The sequence below is a fragment of the Bacillus sp. FSL M8-0025 genome (genome assembly GCF_037975475.1).
Taxonomy (GTDB): domain Bacteria; phylum Bacillota; class Bacilli; order Bacillales; family Bacillaceae; genus Bacillus; species Bacillus subtilis.
Window position 1 is genome coordinate 3,246,237 of record NZ_CP150258.1, and the last position, 16,301, is coordinate 3,262,537.

A 16,301-nucleotide genomic window follows, 5' to 3' on the forward strand; every position below is an offset into this window, starting at 1 on the left:
AAACAAATCAGAGATTGATTTTTATATAAGACCGGAGTCGTATCTCGCACAGGACCCATCGGCACAAAAAAACGCCATGCACGAGGCATGGCGTTTCAAAACCCTTTACAGATGAACACTTGCTTCCCTTTCTTTAATCAGGTCAGACCTTTCTGCTTTGGCCAGTTTTGTAAACAGCAAGATTCCGATACCCGCAATAATTTCGACAATCCCGCCGGCAGCGATCACTTTACCTGAGCCGAAAGCATTTGCGGCATACCCGCAAATGACAGCTCCGGCAGGGATCGAAATATTGGAGATCATATGTATAACGGCGTAAACCTGCGGCTGATCCTCACTATCCACAGACGTCTGGATAATCGTGTACTCAGGAACATTAACAGCACTGACTGCGGCGCCAAAGGTAAAAGCAGCGAAAAAGACGAGCGGCAAAAAGGTATTCATCCCGGTAATAAAGAAAGCAAATCCTTCAATAATGCCGGCAGTGACGAATAACAAGCCGTACCTGTTTACCTTGACTTTCGCCAGCACAAACCCTAATAAAAACGCGCCCGCGGCGGTGGTGGCCTTTAAAAGCGAGTATACGATCGGCTGGCCGTTTAAATCTTCCGCAACGTATACGGCAGAGAGCGCTTCCCATGGGGCAGCCGCGAAATTCATAAAGATACAGTAAATGGCGAGCGGATATAAAATCTGGTGTTTTCTGACGAGCCTAAAGCCGCGTTTCAGTCTTCCAATATATGTGCCTCTCTGTGTAACAACCGCAGACTCTGATTGAGATTCAACCGCAGTGTACTTAATAAAAAGAACGAGAAAACCTGACACCAAATAGAGCACAAGTGCGATAAGCATGGTATAAGAAGGACTGATAAATGTAAGAAAAGCGCCGCATAATGTGACAGCCCCAAGCCGGACAATTTGAGCGGAGGATTGCAGCACAGCGTTTGCTTTTTGAATGCCCTGTTCATTGACGATTTGAGGAATCAAAGCGATAGAGGCGGGATTGTAGGCAGCTCCAGTAGCTGAATGCACAATCATAAGCGTCATGACAAACCACAGCGGAGAGAAGCCCGCAAAATGACATAGAGGGATAATCAAAACAATCGCCGCCCTTGTCAGATCTGAAAAGTACATCCAAAATTTCAGCGTGGTCTGTTTCATAAAAGGCCCCGTCACAGGCGCCAGAACGGCTTCCGGCAAAAAAGTGACAGCAATCAATAAAGCAGTGCCGATCGCACCTTTGCCGTCATAAATTAAAAACCATAATATTGAATTAAATGCGAACATATCGCCGGATATCTTGACTATTCTTGAGAAAAACAGATAATTGAAATTTCTCTTCCAGATGCTATCACTTTCAATCAATTTCACCATCCATCAGAGCCCCCCGTTGCCTATTTTTTACATCTATTTATTACAATATCTCATTTTTCCATTTTTCAGTCAATAATTCATAAGGTTCATTTTTTGTCGTAAAATGGGAAATTGACAGAGTGAAAAACAAAAAAAGCCGGCATGTATTTGAACACGCCGGCTTTCCTTTTCACTTTTTATGATTCGCTGCTGTTTCGGTCCCGAAACACAATGGCACTTCTTTCATATTCTACATCGCCAATACCGCTTCTTGCATTCACAACCCGGGCGGCGGCAAAGAAATAATCGGACAGACGATTGAGATAACGCAGCACTGTTTCATGAATCTCCTCCGATTTCATCAGCGCCACCACTCTTCGTTCTGCCCGCCTTGTAATGGTGCGTGCGATATGGAGAAGCGAAGCACACTTTGATCCGCCTGGAAGAATAAATTTCTTCAGTTCCGGCGCTTCTGCTGTATAGGCATCAATGCGCGTTTCTAAAAAGGAAACAGATTCTTCCGCTAGTTTGTAGTCTTTTCTTTCTGTGACGATTGCCAGATCGCCTCCGCAGTCAAACAGCTCATGCTGGATGGTCAGCAGCTCGGCTGTCAGATCTTCAAAGCCGGGCTGCCCGGAAAGCTCTGCCAAAGCAAGCCCGATAAAGCTGTTAAGCTCGTCAATCGTGCCGTAGCTTTCGACGCGTAGGCTGTCCTTGTCCGTTCTGCCCCCGACTAAGCCCGTTTGTCCCTTATCGCCTGTTTTTGTATATAGTTTCATACCCTGAATCTCCTTTACAGACTTATTCAAACAACTCAGCAGCCTCTTTTATACATTCAGCTGTCCCTTTCTTTATCAATTGATTCAGCCGCTGTTCTATGTTTTCGGATTGCTGAGTTTGAGTCGCGGCGATGAGAATATCACCTGTGCCTCCTCCGTCTCCCAGCACTTTCGTCCGTTCTGCTTCGGCAGCCATAAGAGCCTTGATGAAGAATTGATCTGCCGCATAGCCGTTAATCAAAATCCAAATCGAAAAGCCGGTCTGAACGCATATGAAAACGGATAACTCTCCGTCTTCATATGTTCGATACACGAAACGGTCAAGTCTTTCTGAAGAAGCCATCGCACACGTCTCCTGCAGTTGAAAACCGCTTTCTGAAAGACAGGCCGTAAGTCCTTCTATCGGATCTGGCTGATCTGGCAGCCGTTTATGGATCAGCGTCCTGCTCCACGAAAACCCTGCACCGATAGGCGTCGAGGACAATGTTCGAAGCGGGATTTCCGTTTGCAGAAGAATGTTATCACGCCCCGCTTGGAGCAATGCTTCAAATGGGATAGACTGCCGCTTCGCGCTATCTTTTTCAGGCTGAATCACAATCATCGGTTTAGGTGAGCTTTGATGTACCAAGGCGGTGACATCTGTATCGTACACCGCCTTTATGCTTTGTTCTGTGACAGCATATTCCGGTTTTTGCTTAGGCCCTGCGGTACCGTTTTTCATAAACATGAGCTCATCACAGTACAGGCTTGCGGTGTTCAGATCATGAAAAACGCTGACAGCTGCCAATCCGCTTTCTCTCGTCAGGCGTTTGATCAGATCAAGCAGGTCTTTTTGATAAGCCAGATCGAGAAAACTAGTCGGCTCGTCCAAAAATAAAATACGCGGCTGCTGCGCCAAAGCTTGTGCCAAATACACCCGCTGCTGTTCCCCTCCGCTTAGTTCGCGAATCGGCTTTTGCGCAAAAGCGGCCACTCCTGTTTGCTCCATTGCTTCCTGTACAATGGCTTCATCCTTTTCAGTCTGCTGTCTGAACAGCCCCGTTTGGAATGGATATCTGCCAAAGGCTACAGTTTCTTCGACGGTAAAGGTGAAGGCTTGTTCCGTTTTTTGTGGCAGGACGGCCATGATTTGCGCCAGTTCCTTCGGTTTATAGTCCGCCAGCAGTTTTCCGGCCAGATAAACGCTGCCTTCCTTGGCCGGCAGCGTGCCTGTCAGCAAGTGCAAAAGCGTGGTTTTTCCGCTTCCATTGGGGCCGAGAATTCCGAGAAAATCTCCCTTCTCCACTGTTAAGCTGACATTGTTGATTAGGCGGCGGTCCCCGTATCCTCCCGACAGCCCTTCTGCCTTCATCATAAGCTTCTCCCCCCGCGGTGCTGCCGAATTAAAATAAGAGCGAACACAGGCGCTCCCGCCAAGGACGTAATGATCCCGATCGGCAGTTCAATCGGCTCAATGATGGTTCTGGAAAGCAGATCGGCTAAAACGAGAAACCCTGCCCCGAGCAAGGCGGACAGCGGCAGTAAATGCCGATGGTCCGTTCCCCACAAAAGCCTTGTGATATGCGGAATCACAAGGCCGACAAAGCCAATCGTACCCGATACTGCCACAGCGCTTCCCGTCAAAAGAGATCCTGCTATTAATATCATCATCTTCCTCTGCTGAACGCTGACTCCAAGAAGCTTTGCTTTATCTTCTCCATATGTCATCACGTTCAATTCCCTACCGTTTAAAATCAATAAAATGGTTCCCAAAAGAAAAAACGGGAGAAACAAAATAACATAGCTCCAGCCCCTCATTGAGACGCTGCCAAGCAGCCAATGCACAATCGGAAGCAGGTTGTCTCCTGTCAAGGCGATGATAAGAGAAATAAATGCGCCCAAAAAAGAGTTAGTGATGACACCGGTCAAAATGAGGGTGGAAACAGACATCGAAGCATGAACGAGGCGGCTGAAGAAAAGGACCGCCGCCATCGTGGCAAGTGCCGCGGCAACACTCACAACCGGGAGTGTAAACTCTCCGATGACAGGAAGGTGCAGACCTAAGAACAGAGTCACAACAGCTCCGACTGAAGCACCGGATGACACACCTAGCGTATAGGGATCAGCAAGTGGATTTTTCAATAATCCTTGAAAAGCGGCCCCTGCAATAGAAAGAGCCGCCCCCACAAGGGCGGCCAGCACAACTCTCGGCAGTCTGATATTCATCATAATATTAGTGTACATCGGATCATCAGAACCGATAGAGCCCCCGAAACCTTGATGCCAAAAGACACGAAAAACAGCGGGAATAGGAATATGCAGGCTGCCGCAAGAAATTCCTAAGATGATGCTCACGGCTAAAAATGAGAAACCAATGATATATGCGGCATAACGATTATTCCTTAAACGTATCCGGGTAAATGCTTTCCGCAAGTTCTTCGACCCCTTCGATCAGACGGGGACCGGAACGTGTCACAAGATCAGGGTCCACATCATATACACGATGATGTTTCACAGCATTGATTTCGCTCCAGCCATCGCGTTTTTCCACAGCTTTCGCTTTCACACCGTCCGTTGTAACAATTGCATCAGGATTGAGTTTTACGATCGCCTCGTCTGTCATTTGCACCCATCCTGTCTGATCCGCAGCTGCGTTTTTAGCATGGATGACATTCAGCATTTCATTCATAAATGTATCTTTTCCGGTTGTATAAATGTCAGGATCAGGAGAAACCTCGATAAATACGCTTTTCTCCTCGTCTTTTGAAATGGTTTTCGCTTTTTCTTGAATATCCTTTAGATCTGATTTCATGCGTTTCACGAGCTGATCAGCTTTTTTCTCCGCCCCGCCAGCTTCTCCGATCATTTCGATTGATTTGTACACCTCGGAGAATGATTGTGCATCATTGACAGTCAGCACTGTAATGCCCGCGTCCTTCAGCTGTTTGATGGCATCCGCTGATGCTGACATGGAAGACTCATGGGCCAGAACGAGATCTGGTTTTAGAGAAATGACTTTTTCAACGTTTACATTCATATCTCCGACTTTCTCAACCTTTTTGACTTCCTTTGGATAGGTATCGTTTGTGGTGACACCGACCACTTTGTCACCAAGGCCAAGTGCGTATGTAATTTCTGTGTTGCTCGGCATTAATGAAACAATCTTTTTTGGCTCTTTTTTGATGGTTACATCTTGGTTTGACGCATCATCAATGGTGACAGGAAACGCTTCTGTTTTTTGTTTTGTCTTTGAATCCTTCTGATCCGCAGGATTGCCGCAGCCTGCCAGCATAACAGCAGCCAGCAGGAGCGCAGTCCATATCCCGGCTCGTTTTTTCATAATATTTTCCTCCTAAACGAACTAAAAAAGCATCTCTACGACGGTAAAGATGCTGTAAACAACACAAAAAAGCCTATTGTTTACACATCATCTGTCCTCGCAGAATTCGTGCTGATCAAACAGGCAGGTATCCTGGCTCTTGGCGCTTGGCCAATTACAGTGGCGGGACCGCACCGGCTTTTACCGGTTTCCCTTTTAAGCCGGCTGTTGTTCACGGACCGGCACCTATTTGACATTCGTATCCTTTTTTCGGAGTAATTATACTATATGACTGACAGGCTTGTATATGCGTCCTGAATGACTTTTCCCCGTATTGTGTATGGGAGCAAAATCCTCGTAAACACTAAATTTGATCTTGTATACTTAATACCACATCAATCAAAAGGAATGATTCTTATGGATTTACAGCTAAAAGACAAACTCGTCTTAATCACCGGCTCGACGTCCGGTATCGGGAAAGCCGCCGCAAAAAGCTTTCTGCAAGAGGGTGCGGCAGTCATTGTCAACGGACGCAAACAGGAGACTGTCGATCGCACGATTGAAGAGCTTTCTGGCTATGGAACAGTGCACGGTGCTGCTGCCGATTTGTCAAAAACAGATGAAGCAGCGGCTTTTATCGAAAAAGTAAATGAAATCGGTGATATCGATATCCTTGTCAACAACCTTGGTTTCTTCGAGGTAAAAGACTTCGCCGATGTGACAGATGAAGAGTGGAATCAATATTTCGAAGTGAACGTGATGAGCGCCGTTCGGACAAGCCGTCACTTCCTTCCAAAAATGCTTGCCAAAAACAGCGGCCGCATTTTAAATATTGCAAGTGAAGCAGGCGTCAAACCGCTGCCAACGATGATTCCATACTCAATGACAAAAACGGCGCTGATCAGCCTTTCAAGAGGAATGGCTGAAATGACAAAAGGCACAAATGTGACGGTCAACTCAGTGCTCCCGGGACCTACTTGGACAGAGGGCGTGGCCTCCTATATGGAAGGCGCCGCACAAGCAGCCGGACAGGATACAGATACATTTATCAAAGACTATTTCAAGGTCAATGAGCCAACCTCGCTTATTCAGCGATACGCGACAGCAGAAGAAGTCGCCAACACAATCGTATTCCTCGCGTCTGACGCCGCATCCGCCATTAACGGCACGGCACAGCGTGTGGAAGGCGGCATTATCCGTTCTCTGTAGTATAAAAAACGCATCCGTTGTTTCGGATGCGTTTTTTTTATACGTCTCCAGCAAATGGTACCGGCTGATATCCGCCTGTTTCCAGTTGTGCTGAAAACAACCCTCCAGCGTGAGGCTGCTCGTATCTCTCTTTTTCTGTCATTTGTTCTGTTGCCGTTGTAATGTAAAGGGTTTTTAAGTCTTTGCCGCCGAACGCGCAGCACGTGACATATTTAGCCGGCACGCTGATTGAATTGATTTCTTTTTTCTGAAACGGGTCAATGTGAACAACGCGGCTGCCGCCAAACAGCGCCACCCACAGCATGCCATTTTGGTCAATTGTCATGCCGTCCGGCAATCCGTCCGACTGATCAAAACGATAGACAGGTTCTGGATTCGAAACATCTCCGCTTTGAGGATCATAGCTGTAACGCACAATCTCCTGCGTCGGCGTATCGATATAATACATCAAATTCCGCTCGCGGTCCCAATCCAAACCGTTTGAGGTGGAGACTTGATCCTTGATTTTGACAAGACTGCCGTCTAGATTCAAACGGTACAGCGACGCCTGTTTTTGCTCGCCTTCCATGCTCGTCGTCCCCGCCCAAAGCCTTCCGTACGGGTCACATTTAGCATCATTAAATCTCAGGCTCTCATGCATGTCCTTCGGCTGTTTAATTTTTTCCAAGCTGTCATCCCGAAGATGATACAGGTAAAACCCGTCCTTCATCGTCATAATCAGTTCATCCTTTGAATATTTCGCAAGCGCCGTCACAAAGGATTTGAATTTGATTGATCGGTTGATTTTTTCTTCAGGGTCAAAGATATGGAGCTCGCTCCCCAGGATATCAACCCAATATAAGCGGCCGTTTTCTTCATCCCATAACGGGCCTTCTCCAATCACTGCCCGAGTGTCTGCTTCCAATACTGCATCCATGTGTTACACCTCTTTAGCTTCAGTCTATATATTGTTATTCCCGGCAAAGAGGTGTCCAAACCACTTGATGTTTATTGTTTTTTAAAAAGGATGGTAATGACCGTTCCAATGTTCATTCTGCTGTTCACATGTATCGTTCCGTTATGCAGATGGACAAGCTCCTTGGCAATCGCGAGCCCGAGACCCGTTCCGGCAGTTGAATCTTTTGTGTTCGTCCCTCTGTAGTAACGGTTAAACAAATGGGTAATCGTTTCTTCATCCATTCCTTTCCCATTGTCCTTCACCTTTAAAGATATATGATTTTTTGTTTGCTCCAGAATGACTTGAATCTCTGTTCCTTTGTCGTTGTGCTTCACGGCATTCCCAAGGAGGTTTTCTAATATGCGCCTGAACCACGCTTCATCAAGGGCAAATTCAATATGCTCTTCTTTGGATACAAACGAGATATCATAGCCTTCAGAAAACGGATTTTTCTTAAAATCCTCAATGACATTTTTAAAAAACGGGATAAGGCTAGTGAGATTTCTCTCAATAGGAAGAGCATCATTTTTCAGCCGATACGTTAAATTTAAGTCTTCAATCAGCTTAGACATGTATTCAGATTTTTCTCTGACAACCTGCCCCATTTCTTTCACTTCTTCCGGCGACCAGTCATACTGCTTCGACTCGAGCATCATGCTGTAGCCGTAAATGCTGCTGAGCGGTGTTTTTAAGTCATGTGACAAACCGGCAATCCATTCTTCCCTTGTCGCCTGGATTTTTTCTCTGTTTCTTTTATCCCTTCTCAGCGTTTCAGTCAGCTGATCCATTGATTCAAATATCTCACCGAAGAAGCGGTACGGCTGTTTGATTTTTCCCTTTTTATTTTTGCTGACAGGACGGCCTTCCCGGTTTCTAGGTTCCTCAAGCTTCCCTTTTGACAGATTGACCAGCCATCTAATCGTGTGAAAAATCGGCAGCCCGAATCGGAACATATACCAAACGGTCATCCAAATGATATACATGAACAAAACGGCCATCACGAGAAACATCGCTTTTAATACAACCTTCAGGAATGATTTGTTAAACTCCTGATCGGTTACATAGACTGGGTTTGGCACCGTAGCGACCATCCATCTGTCTTTATTGAGGATCTTAACGGAAATTTCCCGCTTATAGTTCCAAGGCTTAGAGCTGTATTTAAGCAGCTCCAGCTGGTTCATCGTTTTTCTTTCGCTTTTTGTGCTGTTGATGCTGTCGAGAATCTTTCCATTGCTGTCTAACAGGTAAATGGCGCCTTTTTTCCGTTTAATATAGTCGATGGTACTAGACTTATAGTGCGCTAGTGAGTCTATCTTTTGTTCACGCTTTTCAACGGAAGTCAGGAGCTGTTCACTTTTTGATTTCCAGCCGGACAATAGAAGATACGACTTATCTTCAATATTGATGGCCCAATAATTCAGTTTATAGTTATGAAGCTTTTTGGTTTTATAAATAGACAAAAGCTCTTTCTTGGTATAGGTGCCCGGCACGTCTTTTGGCACGCCGTAGGAATAATCAGTGTTTCCTTCCGAATCAATGATTTGCATCCAGCCGTGCTGTTTATCAACAGATTTCTTCAGGAAATTATCCACTTCCCATGTCCCGTCTTCGTTTACATCGAGATATGCCTCAAGTGTGTCGGTCGTTGCCTTCGTCAGCCCTGAATTGGATTCCGCATCGCTAAAACGAGCGTCTAAATAGAAAAACGACGCAACAAGCATAACCGTAAGCAGCAGGATCACAATCAGCATCTGGCCGAAAAAGTGAAACAAAAACTTCCATCTTAACCTCATGACCGCTTGCCTTCAGGATTTGGGATAAAACGATAGCCGAGACCTCGAACGGTTACAATATACTCCGGATTGCTCGGATCGCGCTCAATCTTCTCCCTAAGCTTGCGAATATGAACCATGACGGTGTTGTTGTCACCGTAGGAAGGATAGCCCCATACTTTTTCATATATTTGATCTTTGGAAAGCACCACGTTAGGGTGTTCACAAAAATACTGCAAAAGCTGCAGAAGCTGGGCTGAACAGGCAACGGCTTCCCCGCCTACGATCAACTCGGCATTTTGCGGAGAAAAAGTAAAGTAATCATATGTGTAGGTTTGATTTGAACTCGTTTCTTTCGATTGATATGTACGCTTGAGATGCGCTCTGATCCGCGCCGCTAATTCCAGCGGATTAAATGGTTTTGTGATATAGTCATCAGCTCCAACCGCAAAGCCTGATAATTTGTCCGCGTCGGATGATCTTGCCGTCAGGAAAAAAATCGGAGCGTCTGAATACTCTCTGATCAATGTGCAGGCTTCAAAACCGGACATTCCGCCCATCATGACATCCAGCACAATCAAGTCAACCTTATTGGCCTTCACAACGGGAATCGCTTCTTCTGCGCTTGCCGCATCCAGTATATTTCGATAACCTTCTTTTTCGAGAACGCGTTTGATCATGTCCACAATCGCTTTCTCATCGTCTACGATTAAAATTGACGCATTTTCCACTTTTATGTTCCTTTCTGTCACTGTTTTTTTCATCTTATCATTATATCGTTTATTTATGGTACATTTTTGAATACATTGGAGCTTGGCAAATCAAAACAGCAAAAAAGGAGCAAACAAGCGCTCCCTTTTGATGTTTTTTCATATGAAAATATTATGAGTTCTCATCCACCATGTACAAAATAAACTCCCAAAACCCCGGGACCTCCTGACACAAAAGCATATCAGCCTTTTCAAACATTTTGATCTTCAGCTCTTGCTCTAAATCTTCTCTTTCTTGATAGGACGTATTGCTGAGTTTTTTTCTGATCATCGGTGAAAAGCATGCAATCAGATGCTCAATGTCATAAGTCTCGTCTTTTTGTTTCTTTTTTTGTTCAAACTGGCCGTCCACAGCTTACTTTTCCCCCTTTTTTTGCGCCGCTAGCTGCTTTCTGATATTCTCCAGCCCCTTTTTATGAATGTTGGAAATGTTTTGTCGGGACTCCCCTAATGAATCTGCAATCTCCTGCATCGTGGCACCGTGAAGATACACTTTCGTCAGCACACTTTTTTGTTTGTCAGTCAGCTTCTGAATCGCTTGGTAGAGCTGATAATCCTGGACATGCTGGCTCAAATCATCCTGCCTGTCTAAAAATTCTTCAAATGCATCGCTTCCTGTTTCGGAAGGAAGCCGATCTCCCGCCTCCGGATGATCAACCGTCAGCGGATACCGTTTTTGGTTTTTGCGAACCCGCTTATCAAAATCAATAGAAAAGATGCGAATCATTGAATTCATATACTTGACGATGCGGATTTCTTTATAAAACTGCTTAAATAGCTCGTCCAATGATTTTGCATCTTTTTCGTTAGGGCTTTCCATTACGTTTTTGAACAAACGGTAATGCTGAGGATTGCTCAAAAAATGCTTCACGATGGGATGCTTCATTATCTCCTTACATTTTGACCGTAAAAGACTTTGATAGTCCATCAAACCGCCTCCCTACTAAATTAAATGAAGGAAAGCAAAAAAAAGTAAACTACTACTTTCCGACTAGTGTCTTCCAAAATACTTTGCAGCAGTTTACGTTTTATCGGATTTCCTTCACTTACATACATGACTGCAGAAAAAGAAGGGAGGTATTTTCCTATGGATCAGGTTTTTATAGAGGAAGTCGTAAAACAGATCGGCAATTTGGGGTTTCCCGCGCTGATTGCAATGTATCTGCTGACCCGATTCGAAAAGAAGTTTGATCAACTAATAGAACTAATGACAGAACTGAAAGATCATGCAAAAAAATAATTTTTCAATCGAAGTTGACTTTTCACTGGTTTTTTTCACTTAACAAAACAGAAGGGAAAACGAAAGGCCTTTCACCTTCTCTTTCTGCTATCACATTAAATTTAAGGAGGAAACATTTCATGAAAAAACAAAATGACATTCCGCAGCCAATTAGAGGAGACAAAGGAGCAACGGTAAAAATCCCGCGCAATATTGAAAGAGACCGGCAAAACCCTGATATGCTCGTTCCGCCTGAAACCGATCATGGCACCGTCAGCAATATGAAGTTTTCGTTCTCTGATACTCATAACCGATTAGAAAAGGGCGGATATGCCCGTGAAGTGACAGTACGTGAATTGCCGATTTCAGAAAACCTTGCATCCGTAAATATGCGGCTGAAGCCAGGCGCCATTCGCGAGCTTCACTGGCATAAAGAAGCAGAATGGGCTTATATGATTTACGGAAGTGCAAGAGTCACAATTGTAGATGAAAAAGGGCGCAGCTTTATTGACGATGTAGGTGAAGGAGACCTTTGGTACTTCCCGTCAGGCCTGCCGCACTCCATACAAGCGCTGGATGAGGGAGCTGAGTTCCTGCTCGTGTTTGACGATGGATCATTCTCTGAAAACAGCACGTTTCAGCTGACAGATTGGCTTGCCCACACTCCAAAAGAAGTCATTGCTGCGAACTTCGGCGTGACAAAAGAAGAGATTGCCAATTTGCCTGGCAAAGAAAAATATATATTTGAAAACCAACTCCCTGGCAGTTTAAAAGATGATATTGTGGAAGGGCCGAATGGCGAAGTGCCTTATCCATTTACTTACCGCCTTCTTGAACAAGAGCCGATCGAATCTGAGGGAGGAAAAGTATACATTGCAGATTCGACAAACTTCAAAGTGTCTAAAACCATCGCATCAGCGCTCGTAACAGTAGAACCCGGCGCCATGAGGGAACTGCACTGGCATCCGAATACACACGAATGGCAATACTACATCTCTGGTAAAGCTAGAATGACCGTTTTTGCATCTGACGGCCATGCCAGAACGTTTAATTACCAAGCCGGTGATGTCGGATATGTACCATTTGCAATGGGTCATTACGTTGAAAACATCGGGGATGAACCGCTTGTCTTTTTAGAAATCTTCAAAGACGACCATTATGCTGATGTATCTTTAAACCAATGGCTTGCCATGCTTCCTGAAACATTTGTTCAAGCGCACCTTGACTTGGGCAAAGACTTTACTGATGTGCTTTCAAAAGAAAAGCACCCAGTAGTGAAAAAGAAATGCAGTAAATAAAAGACTTGCGGCTTGCAGAGAGCACTCGTTCTCTGCAAGCCTTCATAAGGAGCTGAACCAGTGAAACATCAAAACCCTTCAAAACGCTTATTGCGGCTCTCCATAAAGTACTTGCTAGCCGCAGCAGCAGTGGTGTTGACCTATTTTGCTGTCATCTATATATTGTTTTCTTTAGCGGGAACGAGCTACCGCTCAGCAGCTCATGTCCTGCTTTTTGCCGTGGTATTTCTTGTTCTCGGATTATGCTTTGAACCATTTGAAAGGCTGATGATACATAGCTTTACATTTTTCAAGACAGGAAAACGTCTATTCATTCTCCTTGCCGGCATCGTACAGCTGCTATTTTTGTGGATGACTGCTCATACAACAGACCAATTGATCAGCGACATCTGGCTGTCCACCACAGAAGAAATGATTGTCGCAGCCGTTTTTTTGATTTTAGACAAATGCAACTCGGCTCTTCCCAGCTAAAAAAAGAACGCATTCCAATTGGATGCGTTCTTTTTATTCATAGCGAAGCGCGTCTACAGGCTGAAGCTTCGAAGCCTTGATAGACGGAAGCAAGCCGAAGATAATGCCGACTGCCATTGAAAAGATGAGTGCTCCGACAACAGCTGGAATGGAGACGATAAAAGGCATCGGAAAAATGACCGTCAGCAGCTTGGCGATGCCGAAGCCCGCCAGCACACCGAGTATTCCGCCAATGCTTGTCAGCACGACAGCCTCGGTTAAAAATTGAAATAAAATCACACGCCGCTTAGCACCGAGCGCTTTCTTAATTCCGATTTCCCTCGTGCGCTCCGTTACGGAAACGAGCATAATATTCATGACGCCGATACCGCCCACCAAAAGTGAAATACTGGCGATTCCGCCAAGCAGCAATGCAAATGACTGATTAAAGGACTCCACTTCCTGCGCGATCTCCTGAAGATCCATTACACTGTACTCTGCTTTTTCCAGCTCAGCTTCTGACAGTCCCTGATTTAAAAGATCTGCAGCCATTACACCCGCTTCTTGGATATGCTCAGAAGAATCAGCCTGCACGGCAATCTGCGTTGGCGCGTCAAACCCTTCAATAAGCGGCCACACTTTTTTCGGCACGTACAAAACCGGGTTCGCATAGTCGCCTTCAAACATGCTTTCCTGTTGATTTTTTTCTTTAAAAACACCGACGACCTTAAACGGCACACCATTCATCTCAATGTTTTTATGCAGAGCTTCTCCGTCTGGAAACAGTTCATCTCTGACAGCTTCATTGATCATCACTACTTGGTGTGTGCTGTTTAAATCGTTTTCCGTCAGCTTTCTCCCTTCGGTTATTCGGATTGGAAACATGTCGAAGTAATCATCGTCCACTCCATACACTTGGGGATACGAAACGTTTGTTAAATGAAAAACGCTCGCGCCTTCTGACAAGTAATATAAGGATAATCCTTTGACCATCGGATCTGATTTGATCGCCTTTACTGTTTCTTCCGCTACAGGCGGCGCGGACGCATACGACACCTGAGGGCCGCCGCTCTCCTCTTCTCCGCCAGACGGCTGGTAGACAACGTTGATCGCGTTGTTTCCCATGCCGATCATACTTTGCTTTAATTGCTCACTTTGGCCCTTCAGCATTGAAACAATCGCGATGATTGCCGCTATGCCGATAATCACGCCGAGCATTGTCAGAATCGATCTTAATTTATGAGAAAAAATGGATTGAAAGGAGATTCGAATATGTTCAAGCATGGCTGATATCCCCTCTCTCATCTAATACCAGCTCTCCGTCTCTGATAAAAACGGTTCTGTCAGCTTTTTTGGCGACGTCCGGGTCGTGGGTTATCATAATAATGGTCTTGCCTTCCCGATGCAGTTCAGAAAACAGTGACAAAATTTGTTCACTTGATTTGGTATCAAGCGCCCCGGTCGGTTCATCAGCTAAAATAAACCTCGGCTGATTGACAAGGGCCCTCGCTATCGCCACCCGCTGCTTTTGGCCGCCGGACAGCTTAGGCGGTTTGTAGGAGACCCTGTCTTTTAATCCGACCTTTTCCAGCGCTTCATATGCCCGTTGCCTTCTCTCTTTTTTCTTCACTTTATTGTAGATCATCGGCAGCTCGACATTTTGCAGCGCGGTGAGACGCGGCAGCAAATGGAAAGTTTGAAACACAAACCCGATTGATTCATTGCGAATTTCGGCTAAAGCCCCGTCTTTCCCTTTCAATATATCGATCTGGTCAAGCGTATAGGTTCCTGAGGTTGGCCTGTCCAAACAGCCGATAATATTCATTAGCGTTGACTTTCCAGAACCGGAAGGCCCCATAATAGCTAAAAACTCCCCCGCCTGAACAGTCAGATTGATATGTTTCAAGATTGGAACTTCTTCTTTTCCCAGCTTGTACGACTTCGAAATATTATTCAGTGTCAGCATTGACTGTAACCTGCTTTCCTTCCTTGACCGCGGGATCAGGATAGATCACATAATCTTCCGGCGTCAGGCCGCTCTTAATTTCCACCATGTCATTTTCATCAGTCTCTCCAATTTCAACAGGCTGCTTAACCGCTTTGTGATTCTCATCAGCTTTCCATACGTACGGTTCGCCGTCATCCTGAATGACCATGTCGGACGGCAGCTTGATCGTGTCCGCATCAGCATTATCACTCATCACTTCGATGTTGACATGATAGCCGACTTCAAGACCTTTATGGCTGTCTAATAAAATGGTGAAAGGATAGTTAGAGGACTGGGGATTCATTTCTTCATCAGCAAAGCTTTCTGATTCTTCACCCTCGCCTGCTCCCGCTGGAAGCTTGCCGATCGAGGTGACCTTTCCTTTCCACTCGCCCTCACCGCCTGTTTTCAGCGTGACCCTGACTTTGCTGCCTTTTTTGATCGTGTCCATTAACAGCTCATTGATTTGGCTTTTGACCAGATATTTGCCTGTCGAAACAATCTGGATATACGGGCCTGCTGCCTGGTCGCCTGTTGCACCGTCAGCGATATCCTGATTGACGCTTTGAACGATTCCGTCATGCTTGCTTGTAATGACATTGGAACCTTTGTTTTTCGTCAGGCCAGCCAGTTCTTTTTGATGCTGCTTCAGTTCAAGCTGGCTTGTTTTCAAATCGAAATTGGTTTGATCAAGTTCATCTTGAAGCTGGTTTTTCTCTTCTTTTCCTGCAACTTTCAGCTTTTTTTCCGTTTCCGTTATTGATTTTTGCAAACGGTTGATTTGCAGATTTGTCATTTCAATTTGCAAATTGGCTTGCTCCACTTCATCAGAATGATCCTCGCCCTCATACTCAAAAAGCTTATCGCCCTTTTTAACCTGATCGCCTTCTTTGACGTATGTTTTTTTAATGCTGCCTTTTTCTGAATCTATGTATACTTTCTGCTGTTTCTCAGGTTCAACCTTTCCAGAAAACGTTTGGCCTGATTCTGAATCTCCTCCCATGTATACCGCGACCGATTCAGCATAGGGCTCCGATGATACGGCAACTTGGTTCATGTGAGTAAAAAAGTAAAAACCGCCAGCGCCGATCCCAGCCAATACAAGCACACCGGCACATATCGCACCGCCAATAAGCCATTTTTTCTTCTTGGACACAACGATCTCCTCTTTCTGTAAACTATGTAATATTTTCGAAACATTCTAACCAATATTATCTATTAATTCAAAA

17 protein-coding genes and 1 riboswitch are annotated in these 16,301 nt (G+C 45.2%); of the genes, 4 read left to right on the forward strand and 13 right to left on the reverse strand.

Annotation, left to right across the window (positions count from 1 at the left end; translation table 11 throughout):
- Positions 1-105: 105 nt before the first annotated feature.
- The 5 genes from MKX38_RS16880 to MKX38_RS16900 form a co-directional block, all read right to left on the reverse strand.
- The gene (locus tag MKX38_RS16880; RefSeq protein ID WP_029318421.1) at positions 106-1,374 is read right to left on the reverse strand and encodes an MFS transporter; all 1,269 of its coding nucleotides are present in this window, start codon (positions 1,372-1,374) and stop codon (positions 106-108) included.
- Positions 1,375-1,550: 176 nt separating this feature from the next.
- On the reverse strand, positions 1,551-2,132 hold the full coding sequence (locus MKX38_RS16885) for a cob(I)yrinic acid a,c-diamide adenosyltransferase (protein ID WP_116315883.1): 582 nt from the start codon (positions 2,130-2,132) through the stop codon (positions 1,551-1,553).
- Positions 2,133-2,154: 22 nt separating this feature from the next.
- Positions 2,155-3,483: an ATP-binding cassette domain-containing protein gene (locus MKX38_RS16890; protein ID WP_339189451.1), complete on the reverse strand. Its 1,329-nt coding sequence runs from the start codon at positions 3,481-3,483 to the stop codon at positions 2,155-2,157.
- On the reverse strand, positions 3,483-4,544 hold the full coding sequence (locus MKX38_RS16895) for an iron ABC transporter permease (protein ID WP_106073414.1): 1,062 nt from the start codon (positions 4,542-4,544) through the stop codon (positions 3,483-3,485). Before MKX38_RS16895 ends, MKX38_RS16890 begins: the two co-directional genes overlap by 1 nt.
- Positions 4,507-5,451: an ABC transporter substrate-binding protein gene (locus MKX38_RS16900; protein WP_069322893.1), complete on the reverse strand. Its 945-nt coding sequence runs from the start codon at positions 5,449-5,451 to the stop codon at positions 4,507-4,509. Before MKX38_RS16900 ends, MKX38_RS16895 begins: the two co-directional genes overlap by 38 nt.
- A gap of 104 nt (positions 5,452-5,555) precedes the next feature.
- A riboswitch (cobalamin riboswitch) is annotated at positions 5,556-5,695 on the reverse strand.
- A 152-nt stretch (positions 5,696-5,847) separates the two neighbouring features.
- Here MKX38_RS16900 and MKX38_RS16905 point away from each other — a divergent pair.
- The gene (locus tag MKX38_RS16905) at positions 5,848-6,639 is read left to right on the forward strand and encodes an SDR family oxidoreductase (protein ID WP_015384617.1); all 792 of its coding nucleotides are present in this window, start codon (positions 5,848-5,850) and stop codon (positions 6,637-6,639) included.
- A gap of 37 nt (positions 6,640-6,676) precedes the next feature.
- On the opposite strand, the gene MKX38_RS16910 is transcribed toward MKX38_RS16905, so the two are convergent.
- From MKX38_RS16910 to sigO, 5 genes are all read right to left on the reverse strand, one after another.
- Entirely contained in the window at positions 6,677-7,555 is an 879-nt protein-coding gene (locus MKX38_RS16910) for an SMP-30/gluconolactonase/LRE family protein (protein ID WP_024572125.1), read from the reverse strand.
- 71 nt (positions 7,556-7,626) lie between these two features.
- Positions 7,627-9,369, reverse strand: a complete 1,743-nt coding sequence (gene yvrG / locus MKX38_RS16915) for a two-component system sensor histidine kinase YvrG (protein WP_032726840.1) — start codon at positions 9,367-9,369, stop codon at positions 7,627-7,629.
- Positions 9,366-10,079 (reverse strand): two-component system response regulator YvrH, encoded by a 714-nt coding sequence (gene yvrH, locus MKX38_RS16920; protein WP_003243545.1) that lies wholly within the window; start codon positions 10,077-10,079, stop codon positions 9,366-9,368. The genes yvrG and yvrH overlap by 4 nt, the downstream gene beginning before the upstream one ends.
- Before the next feature lie 151 nt (positions 10,080-10,230).
- Positions 10,231-10,470, reverse strand: a complete 240-nt coding sequence (gene rsoA, locus MKX38_RS16925) for a sigma-O factor regulator RsoA (RefSeq protein WP_043858673.1) — start codon at positions 10,468-10,470, stop codon at positions 10,231-10,233.
- Between the two features lie 3 nt (positions 10,471-10,473).
- Entirely contained in the window at positions 10,474-11,004 is a 531-nt protein-coding gene (gene sigO / locus MKX38_RS16930) for an RNA polymerase sigma factor SigO (protein ID WP_014477957.1), read from the reverse strand.
- Between the two features lie 201 nt (positions 11,005-11,205).
- Here sigO and MKX38_RS16935 point away from each other — a divergent pair, with 201 nt between their 5' ends.
- The 3 genes from MKX38_RS16935 (at position 11,206) to rsiO (ending at position 13,106) form a co-directional block, all read left to right on the forward strand.
- Positions 11,206-11,358, forward strand: a complete 153-nt coding sequence (locus tag MKX38_RS16935; RefSeq protein ID WP_003244090.1) for a YvrJ family protein — start codon at positions 11,206-11,208, stop codon at positions 11,356-11,358.
- A gap of 119 nt (positions 11,359-11,477) precedes the next feature.
- On the forward strand, positions 11,478-12,635 hold the full coding sequence (gene oxdC / locus MKX38_RS16940) for an oxalate decarboxylase (RefSeq protein ID WP_014477958.1): 1,158 nt from the start codon (positions 11,478-11,480) through the stop codon (positions 12,633-12,635).
- A 60-nt stretch (positions 12,636-12,695) separates the two neighbouring features.
- The gene (rsiO, locus tag MKX38_RS16945) at positions 12,696-13,106 is read left to right on the forward strand and encodes an acid stress-sensitive anti sigma factor RsiO (RefSeq protein WP_003243579.1); all 411 of its coding nucleotides are present in this window, start codon (positions 12,696-12,698) and stop codon (positions 13,104-13,106) included.
- 33 nt (positions 13,107-13,139) lie between these two features.
- Here rsiO and MKX38_RS16950 read toward each other — a convergent pair whose 3' ends face one another.
- The 3 genes from MKX38_RS16950 to MKX38_RS16960 are packed head-to-tail and all read right to left on the reverse strand — an operon-like array spanning position 13,140 to position 16,228.
- Positions 13,140-14,369, reverse strand: a complete 1,230-nt coding sequence (locus MKX38_RS16950) for an ABC transporter permease (protein ID WP_014480847.1) — start codon at positions 14,367-14,369, stop codon at positions 13,140-13,142.
- Entirely contained in the window at positions 14,362-15,051 is a 690-nt protein-coding gene (locus tag MKX38_RS16955) for an ABC transporter ATP-binding protein (protein ID WP_014480848.1), read from the reverse strand. The genes MKX38_RS16950 and MKX38_RS16955 overlap by 8 nt, the downstream gene beginning before the upstream one ends.
- Positions 15,035-16,228, reverse strand: coding sequence for an efflux RND transporter periplasmic adaptor subunit (locus MKX38_RS16960; RefSeq protein ID WP_003243035.1), 1,194 nt, complete (start codon positions 16,226-16,228; stop codon positions 15,035-15,037). Before MKX38_RS16960 ends, MKX38_RS16955 begins: the two co-directional genes overlap by 17 nt.
- Positions 16,229-16,301 lie beyond the last annotated feature (73 nt).

What these genes read in the sequence shown, in the direction of transcription:
- MKX38_RS16880 (WP_029318421.1), bottom strand. Translation starts at nt 1,374, where the DNA reads ATGGTGAAATTGATTGAAAGTGATAGCATCTGGAAGAGAAATTTCAAT.
- MKX38_RS16885 (WP_116315883.1), bottom strand. Translation starts at nt 2,132, where the DNA reads ATGAAACTATATACAAAAACAGGCGATAAGGGACAAACGGGCTTAGTC.
- MKX38_RS16890 (WP_339189451.1), bottom strand. Translation starts at nt 3,483, where the DNA reads ATGAAGGCAGAAGGGCTGTCGGGAGGATACGGGGACCGCCGCCTAATC.
- MKX38_RS16900 (WP_069322893.1), bottom strand. Translation starts at nt 5,451, where the DNA reads ATGAAAAAACGAGCCGGGATATGGACTGCGCTCCTGCTGGCTGCTGTT.
- MKX38_RS16905 (WP_015384617.1), top strand. Translation starts at nt 5,848, where the DNA reads ATGGATTTACAGCTAAAAGACAAACTCGTCTTAATCACCGGCTCGACG.
- MKX38_RS16910 (WP_024572125.1), bottom strand. Translation starts at nt 7,555, where the DNA reads ATGGATGCAGTATTGGAAGCAGACACTCGGGCAGTGATTGGAGAAGGC.
- yvrG (WP_032726840.1), bottom strand. Translation starts at nt 9,369, where the DNA reads ATGAGGTTAAGATGGAAGTTTTTGTTTCACTTTTTCGGCCAGATGCTG.
- sigO (WP_014477957.1), bottom strand. Translation starts at nt 11,004, where the DNA reads ATGAAGCATCCCATCGTGAAGCATTTTTTGAGCAATCCTCAGCATTAC.
- MKX38_RS16935 (WP_003244090.1), top strand. Translation starts at nt 11,206, where the DNA reads ATGGATCAGGTTTTTATAGAGGAAGTCGTAAAACAGATCGGCAATTTG.
- oxdC (WP_014477958.1), top strand. Translation starts at nt 11,478, where the DNA reads ATGAAAAAACAAAATGACATTCCGCAGCCAATTAGAGGAGACAAAGGA.
- MKX38_RS16950 (WP_014480847.1), bottom strand. Translation starts at nt 14,369, where the DNA reads ATGCTTGAACATATTCGAATCTCCTTTCAATCCATTTTTTCTCATAAA.
- MKX38_RS16955 (WP_014480848.1), bottom strand. Translation starts at nt 15,051, where the DNA reads ATGCTGACACTGAATAATATTTCGAAGTCGTACAAGCTGGGAAAAGAA.